Raw genomic sequence first — 15,512 nt, forward strand, 5'->3', positions numbered from 1 at the left:
GAGCCTCTCCGACTGCCCTGAGCGGCAGTCGGACGCTGGATCGCAACCCCTTGATTGAGAGTCTCTTATGTTTCCCGAAAGCTTTACCTTTTCCATCGCCGATTGGGTCAACAGTTGGGTCGATTCGCTGGTCACCAACTACGGCGACGTGTTCCGGCAAATCTCCGACACCCTGTTGTGGGCCATCGTCAATCTTGAAGGGCTGCTGCGTGCGGCGCCCTGGTGGCTGATGCTGGCGATCGTGGCGGGCGTTGCCTGGCACGCGACCCGCAAAGTCGTGACCACCGCCGTGATCGTCGGTTTGCTGTTCCTGGTAGGCGCGGTCGGCCTCTGGGACAAGCTGATGCAGACGCTGGCGCTGATGATGGTCGCGACGGTCATTTCGGTGCTGATCGGCATCCCTCTGGGCATTCTCTCGGCGCGCAGCAATCGTCTGCGTTCGGTGCTGATGCCGTTGCTGGACATCATGCAGACCATGCCGAGTTTCGTGTACCTGATTCCGGTGCTGATGCTGTTCGGTCTGGGCAAGGTTCCGGCGATTTTCGCCACCGTGATCTACGCCGCGCCACCGCTGATTCGCCTGACTGATCTGGGCATTCGCCAGGTCGACGGTGAAGTGATGGAAGCGATCAATGCCTTCGGTGCCAACCGTTGGCAGCAACTGTTTGGCGTGCAACTTCCGCTGGCCCTGCCGAGCATCATGGCCGGGATTAATCAGACCACCATGATGGCCCTGTCGATGGTGGTCATCGCCTCGATGATCGGTGCCCGTGGCTTGGGTGAAGACGTGTTGGTGGGGATTCAGACCCTCAACGTCGGACGTGGTCTTGAAGCCGGTCTGGCGATCGTGATTCTTGCAGTGGTTATCGACCGCATTACTCAAGCGTACGGTCGGCCACGGCATGAGGTGAGCAAATGAACAACGAAGCCATCAGCAAAATCGAAGTCAAAAACGTCTTCAAGATTTTCGGCAACCGTTCCAAGGAAGCGCTGGGCATGATTGGCCAGGGCAAAACCAAGGATCAGGTGCTGGCCGAAACCGGCTGCGTGGTCGGCGTGAACGACTTGTCGTTGAGCATCGGCACCGGCGAGATCTTCGTGATCATGGGCCTGTCGGGTTCCGGCAAATCGACGCTGGTACGCCACTTCAATCGCCTGATCGACCCGACCAGCGGCGCGATCCTGGTGGACGGCGTAGACATCCTGCAATACGACATGGAAGCCCTGCGCGAATTTCGTCGGCACAAGATCAGCATGGTGTTCCAGAGCTTTGGCCTGCTGCCGCACAAGACCGTGGTGGATAACGTTGCCTACGGTCTGAAAGTGCGCGGCGAGAGCAAGCAGATGTGCTCCGAACGCGCGCTGCACTGGATCAACACCGTGGGCCTCAAGGGCTACGAAAACAAATACCCGCATCAGCTTTCCGGCGGTATGCGTCAGCGTGTAGGTCTAGCCCGCGCGTTGGCGGCGGACACCGACATCATCCTGATGGACGAAGCGTTCAGTGCCCTCGACCCGCTGATCCGCGCGGAGATGCAGGACCAGTTGCTGGAGCTGCAAAAGACCCTGCACAAGACCATCGTCTTCATCACCCACGACCTTGATGAGGCGGTGCGGATTGGTAACCGGATTGCGATTCTCAAGGACGGGCGCCTGATTCAGGTGGGTACGCCGCGAGAGATCCTGCATTCGCCGGCGGATGAGTATGTCGACCGGTTCGTGCAGCGGCGGGCTGCGGTGGTGTGATGATCGTTCCCACGCTCTGCGTGGGAATGCATCCCTTGACGCTCCGCGTCACAATGCGCAGGGCTTGGACCTTGCGCTGACAACGGGACGCAGAGCGTCCCAGGCGGCATTCCCACGCAGAGCGTGGGAACGATCAAGTTCAAGAGGTCAATGATGTCCCAGGCTGAAAAAATCGTTATCGCCGATGCCCCGTTGGGTTGGCAGGATGTGGTCGCCGTAGCCCGTCATGGCGCACAGCTTGAGCTGTCGCCACAGGCCTGGGCGCGGATCGAGAATGCCCAAGCGATCGTCCAGCGCATCGTCGTCAGCGGCGAACGTGCTTATGGCGTCAACACGGGCCTCGGCGCCTTGTGCAACGTCTCGTTGGAAGACGCGCAACTCAGCCAACTGTCGCGCAACACCTTGCTCAGTCACGCCTGTGGCGTTGGCGCTCCATTGGCCGACGAGCAGACCCGCGCGATCATGTGTGCGGCAATCCTCAATTACAGCCAAGGCAAATCCGGCATTCACCGCCGGGTGGTCGAAGCGTTGCTGGCGTTGCTCAATCGCGGTATCACTGCGCAAGTGCCGTCCCAGGGTTCGGTCGGTTACCTGACCCACATGGCCCACATCAGCATCACGCTGCTGGGTGTCGGCAATGTCAGCTATCGCGGGCAGATCGTTTCTGCGCAGCAGGCTTTGGCTGAAGAAGGTTTGCAACCGGTTCAGCTTGGCGCCAAAGACGGCCTGTGCCTGGTCAACGGTACGCCGTGTATGACCGGCCTCAGTTGCCTGGCAATTGCTGATGCCACGCGCCTGCTGCAATGGGCTGACGTGATCGGCGCCATGAGCTTCGAGGCCCAGCGCGGGCAGATTGCTGCGTTCGATGCCGAAATCATCGCGCTCAAACCGCATCCGGGCATGCAGCAGGTTGGCACCAATCTGCGGGCGTTGCTGGATGGCAGTGAAGTGATTGCTTCGAGCATAGGCATCCGCACGCAGGATGCGCTGAGCATCCGTTCTATTCCGCAAGTCCACGGTGCTGCACGAGATCAACTGGCGCACGCGACTCAACAGATCGAAACCGAACTCAACGGCTGCACCGACAACCCGTTGCTGCTGGGTACGCCGGACAACTTCCGTGTCATGTCCCAGGCCAACCCGCATGGCCAATCGGTCGCGCTGGCGGCGGACTTGCTGGCCATCGCCATGGCCGAAATCGGCTCCATCGCCGAGCGTCGCCTCGATCGCTTGATCAACCCGCACGTCAGCGGTTTGCCGGCATTCCTGGTGGCGAATCCGGGTGTGAACTCCGGGATGATGATCGTCCAGTACGTCGCCGCTTCCCTGTGTGCAGAAAACCGCCAGTTGGCGCAACCGGCGGTGCTCGACAACTACGTCACCTCGGGCCTGCAGGAAGACCACCTGAGCATGGGCACCAACGCCGCGCTGAAGCTGCATCGCGCGTTGGAAAACTGCACGCAGATCCTCGCGATTGAGTACCTGCTGGCGGCCCAGGCGTTTGAATTTCTCAAGGAACAACGCTTCGGCGCTGGCACCGATACGGCCTGGCGTCTGTTGCGCGAGCGGGTCCCGGCCTACGACCAGGACCGCTGGCTGGCGCCGGACATCGCCGCCGCTGCCGGCGTGTTGAACGATCCGATTTTGCTGCACAAGGCTTTACCGAACCTGAACTGATTCCTCCATCAAACCAGCGTGCCAAGGCGCCAGCCCCCCACAAGGCGGGAAGCGACGGACAACGGACATTTCCGGAGCGTCTGGTTAGTGAACAAAAAGACTCTCAAAAGGAGAATAAAAGTGACTGCTCTAAATTTGATTCCCGGCCAACTGAGCCTTGCCCAACTGCGTGATATCTATCAGCAGCCGGTCAAAATCACCCTCGACAACAGCGCCTCGGCCCAGATCGAAGCCAGCGTGGCCTGCGTGGAACAGATCCTCGCCGAGAACCGTACCGCCTACGGCATCAACACCGGTTTCGGCCTGCTGGCCTCGACCCGCATCGCCAGCGAAGACCTGGAAAACCTGCAGCGCTCGCTGGTGTTGTCCCACGCAGCCGGTGTCGGCGAGCCGATCAGCGACGCGCTGGTGCGGCTGGTCATGGTGCTCAAGGTCAACAGCCTGAGCCGTGGTTTCTCCGGTATTCGTCGTAAGGTCATCGACGCCCTGATCGCCCTGATCAATGCCGAGGTTTACCCGCATATTCCATTGAAAGGTTCGGTCGGTGCATCCGGTGATTTGGCGCCATTGGCTCACATGTCGCTGGTGCTGCTGGGGGTCGGCAAGGCGCGTTATAAAGGCGAATGGCTGGAAGCGACCGAAGCGCTGAAAATCGCCGGTCTGATGCCACTGACCCTGGCGGCGAAAGAAGGTCTGGCGCTGCTCAACGGTACCCAGGTTTCCACCGCTTACGCGCTGCGTGGCCTGTTCGAAGGCGAAGATCTGTTCGCCGGTGCCGTGGCGATTGGTGCCCTGACGGTCGAAGCGGTACTGGGCTCGCGCTCGCCATTCGACGCTCGTATTCACGCCGCCCGTGGCCAGAAAGGCCAGATCGACGCCGCTGCCGCTTACCGCGATTTGTTGGGTGAGCGCAGTGAAGTGTCCGACTCGCACCAAAACTGCGAAAAGGTTCAGGACCCTTACTCCCTGCGCTGCCAGCCGCAAGTCATGGGCGCCTGCCTGACTCAGTTCCGTCAGGCTGCCGAAGTGCTCGTCATCGAAGCCAACGCCGTTTCGGACAACCCGCTGGTCTTCGCCGCTGAAGGCGACGTGATCTCCGGTGGTAACTTCCACGCTGAACCGGTGGCCATGGCCGCTGACAACATGGCCCTGGCCATCGCTGAAATCGGCTCCCTGAGCGAACGCCGCATTTCGCTGATGATGGACAAACACATGTCGCAACTGCCGCCGTTCCTGGTGGCCAATGGCGGCGTGAACTCCGGGTTCATGATCGCCCAAGTGACTGCGGCCGCATTGGCCAGCGAGAACAAGGCGTTGTCCCATCCGCATTCGGTGGACAGCCTGCCGACGTCGGCGAACCAGGAAGACCACGTGTCCATGGCCCCGGCTGCCGGCAAACGTCTGTGGGAAATGGCCGAAAACACTCGCGGCGTTCTCGCGGTGGAATGGTTGGCGGCGGTCCAGGGTCTGGATCTGCGTAATGGTTTGAAGACTTCTTCGAAGCTGGAGGAGGCTCGAGGGATTCTGCGTAAAGAAGTGCCGTTCTATGAGAAGGATCGCTTCTTTGCGCCGGACATCAATGCGGCGACTGAATTGTTGGCGACGCGTTGCTTGAATGAGCTGGTCACTGTGAAGCTGCTGCCAAGCCTATAACCCCCAACCGATCGTTCCCATGCTCCGCGTGGGAATGCCTCCAGGGACGCTCCGCGTCCAGTGACGCGGAGCGTCACGGCTGCATTCCCACGCGGAGCGTGGGAACGATCACAACGGAGACCCCGAATGAAAACTCTCTGGCAACACTGCCACGTCGCAACCATGGCGCAAGGCGTCTACTCGATCATCGAGGATGCGGCCATCGTGACGTCCGGTGCGCACATTGAGTGGATCGGCCCACGCGCTGAACTGCCGGCGGGCGAATACCCGGCCGTCAATGATTTAAAAGGGGCTTGGGTTACACCGGGCCTGATCGACTGCCACACCCACACGGTGTTCGGCGGTAACCGCAGCGGTGAATTCGAACAGCGTCTGCAAGGCGTCAGCTATGCCGAAATCGCAGCGGCCGGTGGTGGCATTGCCAGCACCGTACGCGCCACCCGCGCGGCCACTGAAGACGAACTGTTCGCCAGCGCCGCCAAACGCCTGAAGAGCCTGATGCGTGACGGCGTGACCACGGTCGAGATGAAGTCCGGCTACGGCCTGGACCTGGCCAGCGAACGCAAGATCCTGCGGGTCATCCGCCGTCTTGGCGCCGAACTGCCGGTCAGCGTGCGCAGCACTTGCCTGGCCGCCCACGCCTTGCCACCGGAATACGCGGACCGCGCCGACGACTACATCGATCACATCTGCGCCGAGATGCTTCCGGCCCTGGCCGCCGAAGGTCTGGTGGATGCGGTCGACGCGTTCTGCGAATACCTGGCGTTTTCGCCGGCGCAGGTCGAGCGGGTGTTCATCACTGCACAAGAACTCGGCTTACCGGTGAAGCTGCACGCCGAGCAGTTGTCGTCCCTGCACGGTTCGAGTTTGGCGGCGGGATACCACGCACTGTCGGCCGATCACCTGGAATTCATGACCGAAGACGACGCCATCGCCATGGCCAAGTCCGGCACCGTCGCGGTGTTGCTGCCCGGTGCGTTCTACTTCCTGCGGGAAACCCAATTGCCGCCGATGGACGCCTTGCGCAAACACGGGGTGAAAATCGCCATCGCCAGCGACCTCAACCCCGGCACCTCGCCAGCGTTGTCGTTGCGCTTGATGCTGAACATGGCGTGCACCTGTTTGCGCATGACCCCGGAAGAAGCCCTGGCGGGCGCGACAATTCATGCCGCCACCGCGTTGGGCATGGCCGAGACTCACGGCTCGCTGGAAGTCGGCAAGGTCGCGGATTTCGTCGCCTGGCAGATCGATCGTCCGGCCGACCTGTCGTACTGGCTGGGCGGTGACCTGGAAAAACGCGTCGTGCGTCACGGCGTCGAAACAAGCGTTTAGGAGAGCAGTTGTGGATAAGGTTCTGAACTTCAAACAAGGCCGCGTGCCGTTGCTGATCAGCATGCCCCACGCGGGTCTGCGTCTGACCCCTGCGGTGGAAGCGGGGTTGATCCCCGACGCGAAAAGCCTGCCGGACACTGACTGGCACATTCCGCAGCTATACGAATTTGCTGCGGAGCTGGGCGCCAGCACCTTGGCCGCCGAGTACTCGCGGTTTGTCATTGACCTGAACCGACCGTCTGACGACAAGCCTTTGTATGTCGGCGCCACCACGGGCCTGTACCCGGCGACGCTGTTCGATGGCATTCCGTTGTTCCGTGAGGGTATGGAGCCATCAGCGGCGGAACGGGCAACTTACCTGGAGCAGATCTGGACGCCGTATCACACCACCTTGCAAAACGAGCTGGCGCGACTGAAAGCCGAGTTTGGCTACGCGCTGCTGTTCGATGCGCATTCGATCCGCTCGCTGATCCCGCACCTGTTCGACGGCAAGTTGCCGGACTTCAACCTTGGCACCTTCAACGGCGCCAGTTGCGATCCACAGTTGGCCACTCAGCTGGAAGCCATCTGCGCGCGCCACGGCGATTACAGCCATGTGCTGAACGGTCGCTTCAAGGGCGGCCACATCACTCGCCATTACGGCAATCCGGCCGAGAACTTCCATGCGGTGCAGCTGGAGTTGGGCCAATGCACATACATGGAAGAGTTCGAGCCGTTCCGTTATCGCCCGGATCTGGCGGCACCGACTCAGGTGGTGCTCAAGGAGCTGCTGCAAGGACTGCTGGCCTGGGGCGAGAAACACTTCCGGTGACTGATCGTTCCCACGCTCCCGCGTGGGAACGATCGAGCGAGACTGTCGCCACCGTGCAAAACACGGTCGCTACAGGTCGCTTTTAACCTCTCGACGCTGCGTAATGTGCTGGGCACGGTGCACTAGACACCGGGCCCATAATAATCCGCTGCCGCACGAGACTCTCCCAATGAAAAGACTGTTCACCCGCTGTCTCTCAATCCTCTGCGGCACCGCTCTTCTGAGCACCAGCGTCTTGGCCGGTGACGACGCTTCCTGCAAGGCCGTACGCATGGGCGTGGTCAACTGGACCGACGTCATCGCCACCAGTGGCATGGCCGATGTGCTGCTCAACGGTCTCGGCTACGAAAGCAAGCAAACCAGCGCCGTGCAGCAAATCATCTTCGCCGGCATCCGCGACAAGCGTCTGGACATCTACCTCGGTTACTGGAAACCGGCGATGGACAAAAACATCGCACCGTTCGTGGCCGCCAATCAGGTGAAGATCATGGACAAGCCGAGTCTGGCCGACGCTCAGGCAACGCTCGCCGTACCTGAGTACGTCGCCGAAGCGGGCCTGAAAACCTTCGCCGACATCGCCAAATTCAAGGATCAGCTCGGTGGCAAGATCTACGGCATCGAGCCTGGCAGCGGCGCCAACACCACCCTCAAAACCATGATCGAGACCAATCGCTTTGGCTTGAAGGATTTCAAGCTGATCGAGTCCGGTGAGGCCGGCATGCTTGCCGCCGTGCAGCGGGCGGTGAATCGCAAGGAATTCGTGGTGTTCGTCGGCTGGACCCCGCACCCGATGAACATCAACATGAAGATCGCCTACCTGACCGGCAGCGAAGACGTTTACGGCCCGAACGAGGGCGCCGCAACCGTCTCCACGGTGACCGCCCCGGACTACGCCCAGCGCTGTCCGAACGTAAACCGCCTGTTGGAAAACCTGACCTTCACCGCCGCCCAGGAAAGCCAGTTAATGGTGCCGATCATGGAACGCAAGACGCCTCAGGACGTTGCCAAACAATGGCTGCGCGACCATCCGGAAGATTTGCAGCGCTGGCTGGCGGGTGTCAGCAGTTTCGATGGCAAGGAAGGCGTGGCAACCGTTCAGGCCAGTTTGAAACCTTGATGGCGGCCTATCCTTTATCCGAACAGATGACGGCGTTCGTCGAGAAAACCGTCAGCTTCAACAGCACCGACAGCAACCTCACCGGTTTGCGTAAGGCCTACAGCCGGATGTGCCAGGCGTTTATCCCGCCGCGTCCCGCCGGGCTTTATGTGGTCGACTTTGAATTGGCAGGCGTGCCGGTGCGGTCGTACCAACCGCCGGTTTCACCACTGACCAGCGGTTGCCCGTGCATCGTGTATCTGCACGGCGGCGGGTGGGTGGTGGGCGACCTGGATTCCCACGACTTCATCTGCGCCGAACTGGCGTCGACGCTCGGCGTGCTGGTGATCGCCGTCGATTATCGGTTGGCGCCGGAACATCCGTTTCCGGCGGCGTTCGAGGATTGTCTGGGGGTCTGGCGCGCGCTACGGTCCGGGCCATTGCGGCTCAATCCCGACCGAACGCTGGTGGCCGGAGACAGCGCCGGTGGCAACCTTGCTGCTGCGTTGTGTCTGGCGTTGCGTGATGCGGGCGAGCCATTGCCGGCTGCGCAGGTCCTGATTTATCCGGGGCTGGGCGGTGATCAGCGATTGCCATCGCGCAGCGAATGCATCGATGCTCCCTTGCTCAGCAGCAGCGATCTGGAGTGTTATCACGCCTTGTACTTGCGCGGCACTCGGCGGCCAGTTGCCTATGCGATGCCGTTGCTCGCCGAGGATCTCAGTGGTTTGCCGCCGGCCTTGATCGCCGTGGCTCAGTTCGACCCGCTGCGCGATGACGGCGTGCTCTACGCCGAGCGACTGAACGCAGCAGGCGTGGCAGCGACGCTTTATTACGGCGAAGGGTTGGTTCATGGCTGTCTGCGGGCTCGGGGGCAAGTCGCCGAGGTCGACGCGCTCTACGAAACGCTGCTCGGCTATTTGTCTGAAAAAACCGGCTGAAAAACTCTGACTCTGCAAGGGCATGCTCATTGGCGTAATTCGGGTTTATGATGCCGGACGGCAGAATAATAGAAGTCCCCCCAGGGATGACCTCGACCCCTTACGGAGCGCGCAATGCAGACTTTGTACCCGCAGATCAAACCCCACGCCCGGCACGATCTGGCCGTCGATGAAACCCACACGCTGTATGTCGACGAAAGCGGTTCACCGCAAGGTTTGCCGGTAGTGTTCATCCACGGCGGCCCCGGCGCCGGGTGTGATGCCCAGAGCCGTCGGTATTTCGATCCAAACCTGTATCGCATTGTGACCTTCGACCAGCGCGGTTGCGGTCGTTCCACGCCCCACGCGAACCTGGAAAACAACACTACCTGGGATCTGGTCGCCGACCTTGAGCGGATTCGCCAGCACCTTGGCATTGATAAATGGGTGTTGTTCGGCGGTTCGTGGGGTTCGACCCTGGCGCTTGCCTACGCGCAAACTCACCCGGAGCGTGTGCACGGTCTGATTCTGCGCGGGATTTTTCTCTGCCGCCCGCAGGAAATCGAATGGTTCTACCAGTGCGGCGCCAGTCGTCTGTTCCCCGATTACTGGCAGGACTACATCGCGCCCATCCCGCTGGACGAGCGCGACGACTTGCTTTCGGCTTTCCACAAACGCCTGACCGGCAACGATCAGATCGCCCAGATGCATGCGGCCAAAGCCTGGTCCACCTGGGAAGGCCGGACCGCCACCCTGCGCCCGAACCCGCTGGTGGTCGATCGCTTCTCCGAACCTCAGCGCGCGCTGTCGATTGCCCGTATCGAATGTCACTATTTCACTAACAATGCGTTCCTTGAGCCGAACCAACTGATCCGCAACATGGACAAGATCGCTCATTTGCCCGGTGTGATCGTCCATGGCCGTTACGACGTGATCTGCCCGTTGGATAACGCCTGGGAACTGCATCAAAACTGGCCGAACAGTGAATTGCAGGTGATCCGTGACGCGGGCCATGCCGCCTCCGAGCCGGGCATCACGGATGCACTGGTTCGCGCCGCCGATCAGATGGCCCGGCGACTGCTCGACCTGGCCCCTGAAGAAGCATGAAGGGCCTGCTGCAACGCGTGCGTGGCGCGCGAGTCGAGGTGGCGGGGGAAGTGGTGGGTGCCGTCGATCAGGGTTTGCTGGTGTTGGTCGCGGTAGAGCCTGAGGATACACGGGCCAGCGCCGACAAACTTCTGCATAAGCTGCTTAACTATCGTGTATTCAGTGACGCCGAGGGCAAGATGAATCTGTCCCTGGCGGAGGTAGGCGGAGGGTTGCTGCTGGTCTCACAGTTCACCCTGGCCGCCGATACCAGGAGCGGGTTGCGTCCGGGGTTTTCGACCGCTGCCCCTCCGGCCCTGGGCGAGGAACTCTTCGACTATCTATTAGAGAAGGCGAAACAGGTGCATGGCACTGTGGCATCAGGTAGATTCGGCGCGGATATGCAGGTGCACCTGGTCAATGATGGCCCGGTAACCTTCCTGTTACAGACCTGAAAGCGCTTGAAACATGTTTTTAAGCCCTTTTCGACTGAAAACAGGGGTTTTTCGCGATAAATACTTTGTTGCCCCTGATGCGTTGTAACGCGGCCTACTAGATAATCGCGCGCTACGGGGATCAGCGTTCGTTGGTCCATTTTGACTTAGGTAGAGACTTGTCCTGGACCGTTTGGGGAATCATTTAGTCCCATCGGAGTCGGAATAATGCTCGCCAACTTGGCAAGAGTGGTCTGTAGGGTCGGTTTTATCATGCCGCACACCTCACAGGCACTTTAACTGGCCGTTGGTTTTTTGATCTGTTTTCGGCGAGGGTTGCTCGTGATTGTTAGTCCCTGTAATGCACCAAAATTGTCTGCCAAACGGTTTCGAAGCGCTCTGGTAGCGGGCTCTGCACTGCTCTGCCTACTCAGCGCCGGTCAGCTTTGGGCATTCAATCTGGATGATGTATCGGTCAAGGCAAAAGAGCTGGCCGGGCAGAAATACGAAGCTCCGCGCAGTAACCTGCCGAACGAGTTTCGCGAGATGAAATTCGCGGACTATCAAAAAATTCGCTTCCTGACCGAAAAAGCCGAGTGGGCCGATCAGAAAACGCCGTTCAAACTGTCGTTCTATCACCAGGGTATGCATTTCGATACGCCGGTGAAAATCAACGAAGTCACGGCTAACACGGTCGAAGAGATCAAATACGACCCAAGTCGGTTCGATTTCGGTGACGTAAAGTTCGATCCTAAAGCCACCGAACAACTGGGTTATGCCGGGTTCCGTGTGCTGTACCCAGTCAACAAGGCCGACAAGCAAGACGAAATCATGACCATGCTCGGCGCGAGTTATTTCCGCGTTGTCGGCAAGGGTCACACCTATGGCTTGTCCGCGCGCGGCATGGCCATTGATACCGCTTTGCCGTCTGGCGAAGAATTCCCGCGTTTCACCGAGTTCTGGATTCAACAGCCAAAACCGGGCGACAAGCACTTGGTGATCTTTGCTCTGCTGGATTCGCCACGGGCTACTGGTGCGTACCGCCTGACCGTGCGTCCAGGCAGCGACACCGTTGTCGACGTCAAGGCCAAAATGTTCCTGCGTGACAAGGTCACCAAGCTTGGCGTTGCGCCGCTGACCAGCATGTTCCTGTTCGGCGCCAATCAGCCGTCGAAAGTGCTGAACTACCGTCGCGAACTGCACGACTCCAGCGGTCTGTCGATCCATGCCGGCAATGGCGAGTGGATCTGGCGTCCACTGAATAACCCGAAACACCTGTCGGTGAGCAACTTCGCCATCGAGAACCCGCGTGGCTTCGGCTTGCTGCAGCGTGGCCGCGACTTCAGTCACTACGAAGACCTCGACGACCGCTACGACAAGCGGCCAAGTGCGTGGATCGAACCAGAAGGCGATTGGGGCAAGGGGTCGGTCGATCTGGTCGAGATTCCGACTGCCGACGAAACCAACGACAATATCGTTGCGTTCTGGAGTCCGGAAAAGCTGCCTGAGCCTGGCCAGCCGCTGGACGTCGCTTATCGCATGCACTGGACCATCGACGAAGCCGCACTTCACGCACCGGACAGCGCCTGGGTCCAACAAACCCTGCGCTCCACAGGTGACGTGAAACAGTCCAATCTGATCCGTCAGCCGGACGGCAGCGTTGCCTATCTGGTGGACTTCGAAGGTCCGTCCCTTGCAGCACTGCCGGAAACTGCGGACGTTCGCAGCCAGGTCAGCGTTGGCGAGAATGCCGAGCTGGTCGAGAACAGCGTACGTTACAACCCTGAAACCAAGGGCTGGCGCCTGACCGTGCGGATGAAAATCAAGGATCCGGGCAAACCTACCGAGATGCGTGCTGCACTGGTCAAGAACATCGTGACTGCCGACCTGGCCAAAACTTCGCTGCCCGCGTCCAATTCTTCCGTCGCCAAGGCCGACAAGGTTGCCGCCAAGCAACAAGAGAAGATGGATAAGGAAGCCAAACAAGCTGAGGCCAAACAAGCCGAATTCAAGCCGGTCGCAGATTCCAAGGACAAGGACAACAAAGACGCCACGCAGCCAGTCGCTGCCGACGCGGTCCCAGCCACACCGGAATCGGCACCGACTGAAGAAGTCTTGACCGAGACCTGGAGCTACCAGTTGCCTGCCGATGAGTAATTCTCAAGTACAGCCAGAGACTCTTGCCGAGTATCTGGCGCATCTGCCAATGACCGACGAGCAGCGCGCGGAACTCGCAGGCTGCAAGTCTTTCAGCGAGCTGCACCAGCGTCTGTCGTCCTCGACGTTCGATGCACCGACCGAGGCTGCTCAAGCTTCGGTCGGTCGTCGCCTGACCCTGAACACCGCCGAAGAGCTGGCAGACGCTGAAATGCTGGTGCTCGACGCCAGCGGCCGGGTCTGCCTGCGGGCAACCCCGCCGATTCGTCGGACCAAAGTTGTGCCGGAGCCGTGGCGCACCAACATTCTGGTGCGAGGCTGGCGTCGTCTGACCGGTCGCTCCAATCCCCCGGCCCCGCCGAAAGATGAGAACGTATTGCCGGCAGCTCGCTGGCGTACCGTCGGTTCGATCCGGCGCTACATTTTGCTGGTTTTGATGCTCGGTCAGACCATCGTCGCTGGCTGGTACATGAAAGGCATCATGCCGTACCAGGGCTGGTCGTTCGTCGACCTGAACGAAGTCCTGCATCAGCCGTTCCTGCAAACCGTCACGCAAGTCCTGCCCTATGCACTGCAAACCAGCATCCTGATTTTGTTCGGGATTCTGTTCTGCTGGGTATCGGCCGGTTTCTGGACCGCGCTGATGGGCTTTCTGGAGCTGCTCACCGGTCACGACAAATACCGCATTTCCGGTAAAAGCGCCGGCAACGAGCCGATCCCCAGGGACGCTCGCACCGCACTGGTGATGCCGATCTGCAACGAAGACGTGCCACGGGTGTTTGCCGGTTTGCGGGCGACCTTCGAGTCGGTTGCGGCCACGGGTAACCTGGATCGATTCGACTTCTTTGTCCTCAGCGACAGTAACGATGCCGATATCTGCGTTGCCGAGCAACAAGCCTGGCTGGACGTCTGCCGTGAAGCCAAGGGCTTCGGCAAGATTTTCTATCGCCGCCGTCGCCGTCGCGTTAAACGTAAAAGCGGCAACCTCGACGACTTCTGCCGTCGCTGGGGCGGTGACTACAAGTACATGGTCGTGCTCGACGCTGACTCCGTGATGAGTGGCGAATGCCTGACCAGTCTGGTGCGCTTGATGGAAGCCACGCCGGACGCCGGGATCATCCAGACCGCGCCGCGTGCGTCGGGCATGGACACCCTTTATGCGCGTATGCAGCAGTTTGCGACCCGCGTGTACGGTCCGCTGTTTACCGCCGGTCTGCACTTCTGGCAGTTGGGCGAATCCCATTACTGGGGCCACAACGCGATCATCCGCATGAAGCCGTTCATCGAGCACTGCGCCCTGGCGCCGTTGCCGGGTAAAGGCGCGTTTGCCGGTGCAATTCTGTCCCACGACTTCGTCGAAGCGGCGCTGATGCGTCGTGCCGGCTGGGGCGTGTGGATTGCCTATGACTTGCCGGGCAGCTACGAAGAATTGCCGCCGAACCTGCTGGACGAACTCAAGCGTGACCGTCGCTGGTGCCACGGCAACCTGATGAACTTCCGTCTGTTTCTGGTCAAGGGGATGCACCCGGTGCACCGTGCGGTGTTCCTGACGGGCGTGATGTCTTACTTGTCGGCGCCGCTGTGGTTCTTCTTCCTCGTGCTGTCAACGGCGCTGCTGGCGGTCAACACGCTGATGGAGCCGCAGTACTTCCTTGAGCCACGTCAGCTCTATCCGCTGTGGCCACAATGGCACCCGGACAAGGCGATCGCGCTGTTCTCGACCACTGTCGTGCTGCTGTTCCTGCCGAAGTTGCTGAGCATCATCCTGATCTGGGCCAAGGGCGCGAAAGAGTTCGGTGGCAAGTTCAAGGTGACCCTGTCGATGCTGCTGGAGATGCTGTTCTCCATGCTGCTGGCGCCGGTGCGGATGATTTTCCATACCCGTTTCGTCCTCGCCGCGTTCCTCGGCTGGGCCGCGACCTGGAACTCGCCGCAACGTGACGACGATTCCACGCCCTGGAGCGAAGCGGTAAAACGCCATGGCCCGCAAACTTTGCTGGGCTTCTTCTGGGCCCTGCTGGTGATCTGGCTGAACCCGAGCTTTCTCTGGTGGCTGGTGCCGATCGTCGGTTCGTTGATGCTGTCGATTCCGGTGTCGGTGATCTCCAGTCGGGTCGGCCTGGGCCTCAAGTCCCGTGACGAGAGCCTGTTCCTGATCCCTGAGGAATACAATCCGCCACAGGCATTGCTGGCAACCGACCAGTACACCCACGAAAACCGTTGGCATGCGCTGAACGACGGCTTCATCCGGGCAGTGGTCGATCCACAGCAGAACGCCTTGGCGTGCTCACTGGCGACGTCCCGGCACCGTCAGGCCGAGCCGATCGAGTGGCTGCGGATCGAACGGGTTCGTCATGCGCTGAAAGCCGGGCCTGAGGGTCTGAGCAACAATGAGCGCGTGGAGCTGCTCAGTGACCCGGTGGCATTGGGTCGTCTGCATGAGCAGATCTGGAACGAAGGTCACCCCGAGTGGCTGGAGGCGTGGCGTAAATCGGTGAAGGCCGATCCCCATGCGCCGCTGTTGCCGCTCAAGCCGCTGAGCGTGCAGCCTCAGTTGGCCTGATAAAAAACCCCGCGAAAGCGGGGTTTTTTTTTGCGCT

12 protein-coding genes are annotated in these 15,512 nt (G+C 60.4%); all 12 read left to right on the forward strand.

All coding sequences use genetic code 11. The features are described from left to right. Positions 1-67: 67 nt before the first annotated feature. Complete coding sequence (locus tag ACYZTR_RS02695) at positions 68-919, forward strand: ABC transporter permease (protein ID WP_461976229.1); 852 nt, start codon at positions 68-70, stop codon at positions 917-919. Further along, a complete protein-coding gene (locus ACYZTR_RS02700) occupies positions 916-1,746 on the forward strand; it encodes a quaternary amine ABC transporter ATP-binding protein (RefSeq protein WP_109627517.1) in 831 nt (276 codons plus the stop codon). The genes ACYZTR_RS02695 and ACYZTR_RS02700 overlap by 4 nt, the downstream gene beginning before the upstream one ends. A 153-nt stretch (positions 1,747-1,899) precedes the next feature. Beyond that, a complete protein-coding gene (locus ACYZTR_RS02705; protein WP_461976231.1) occupies positions 1,900-3,423 on the forward strand; it encodes an HAL/PAL/TAL family ammonia-lyase in 1,524 nt (507 codons plus the stop codon). Between the two features lie 120 nt (positions 3,424-3,543). Continuing rightward, on the forward strand, positions 3,544-5,076 hold the full coding sequence (gene hutH, locus ACYZTR_RS02710; protein ID WP_461976233.1) for a histidine ammonia-lyase: 1,533 nt from the start codon (positions 3,544-3,546) through the stop codon (positions 5,074-5,076). Positions 5,077-5,202: 126 nt separating this feature from the next. Continuing rightward, positions 5,203-6,408: an imidazolonepropionase gene (gene hutI / locus ACYZTR_RS02715; protein WP_461976235.1), complete on the forward strand. Its 1,206-nt coding sequence runs from the start codon at positions 5,203-5,205 to the stop codon at positions 6,406-6,408. A 10-nt stretch (positions 6,409-6,418) separates the two neighbouring features. Then, entirely contained in the window at positions 6,419-7,219 is an 801-nt protein-coding gene (gene hutG, locus ACYZTR_RS02720) for an N-formylglutamate deformylase (RefSeq protein ID WP_461976237.1), read from the forward strand. A gap of 169 nt (positions 7,220-7,388) precedes the next feature. Further along, a complete protein-coding gene (locus tag ACYZTR_RS02725) occupies positions 7,389-8,336 on the forward strand; it encodes a choline ABC transporter substrate-binding protein (RefSeq protein ID WP_461976239.1) in 948 nt (315 codons plus the stop codon). Beyond that, on the forward strand, positions 8,336-9,256 hold the full coding sequence (locus ACYZTR_RS02730) for an alpha/beta hydrolase (RefSeq protein WP_461976241.1): 921 nt from the start codon (positions 8,336-8,338) through the stop codon (positions 9,254-9,256). Before ACYZTR_RS02725 ends, ACYZTR_RS02730 begins: the two co-directional genes overlap by 1 nt. 114 nt (positions 9,257-9,370) lie before the next feature. After that, complete coding sequence (gene pip / locus ACYZTR_RS02735; RefSeq protein ID WP_461976243.1) at positions 9,371-10,342, forward strand: prolyl aminopeptidase; 972 nt, start codon at positions 9,371-9,373, stop codon at positions 10,340-10,342. Further along, positions 10,339-10,776, forward strand: coding sequence for a D-aminoacyl-tRNA deacylase (gene dtd, locus ACYZTR_RS02740; protein ID WP_461976245.1), 438 nt, complete (start codon positions 10,339-10,341; stop codon positions 10,774-10,776). The genes pip and dtd overlap by 4 nt, the downstream gene beginning before the upstream one ends. Before the next feature lie 321 nt (positions 10,777-11,097). Further along, positions 11,098-12,912: a glucan biosynthesis protein gene (locus tag ACYZTR_RS02745; protein WP_461976247.1), complete on the forward strand. Its 1,815-nt coding sequence runs from the start codon at positions 11,098-11,100 to the stop codon at positions 12,910-12,912. Continuing rightward, on the forward strand, positions 12,905-15,475 hold the full coding sequence (gene mdoH / locus ACYZTR_RS02750; protein WP_461976249.1) for a glucans biosynthesis glucosyltransferase MdoH: 2,571 nt from the start codon (positions 12,905-12,907) through the stop codon (positions 15,473-15,475). Before ACYZTR_RS02745 ends, mdoH begins: the two co-directional genes overlap by 8 nt. Positions 15,476-15,512: the final 37 nt, after the last annotated feature.

The sequence above is a fragment of the Pseudomonas sp. Hz4 genome (assembly GCF_054898165.1).

Coding starts and splice junctions, on each gene's coding strand:
- ACYZTR_RS02700 (WP_109627517.1), top strand. CDS start 916: ATGAACAACGAAGCCATCAGCAAAATCGAAGTCAAAAACGTCTTCAAG.
- mdoH (WP_461976249.1), top strand. CDS start 12,905: ATGAGTAATTCTCAAGTACAGCCAGAGACTCTTGCCGAGTATCTGGCG.
- ACYZTR_RS02725 (WP_461976239.1), top strand. CDS start 7,389: ATGAAAAGACTGTTCACCCGCTGTCTCTCAATCCTCTGCGGCACCGCT.
- hutI (WP_461976235.1), top strand. CDS start 5,203: ATGAAAACTCTCTGGCAACACTGCCACGTCGCAACCATGGCGCAAGGC.
- dtd (WP_461976245.1), top strand. CDS start 10,339: ATGAAGGGCCTGCTGCAACGCGTGCGTGGCGCGCGAGTCGAGGTGGCG.
- ACYZTR_RS02695 (WP_461976229.1), top strand. CDS start 68: ATGTTTCCCGAAAGCTTTACCTTTTCCATCGCCGATTGGGTCAACAGT.
- ACYZTR_RS02705 (WP_461976231.1), top strand. CDS start 1,900: ATGTCCCAGGCTGAAAAAATCGTTATCGCCGATGCCCCGTTGGGTTGG.
- pip (WP_461976243.1), top strand. CDS start 9,371: ATGCAGACTTTGTACCCGCAGATCAAACCCCACGCCCGGCACGATCTG.
- ACYZTR_RS02730 (WP_461976241.1), top strand. CDS start 8,336: ATGGCGGCCTATCCTTTATCCGAACAGATGACGGCGTTCGTCGAGAAA.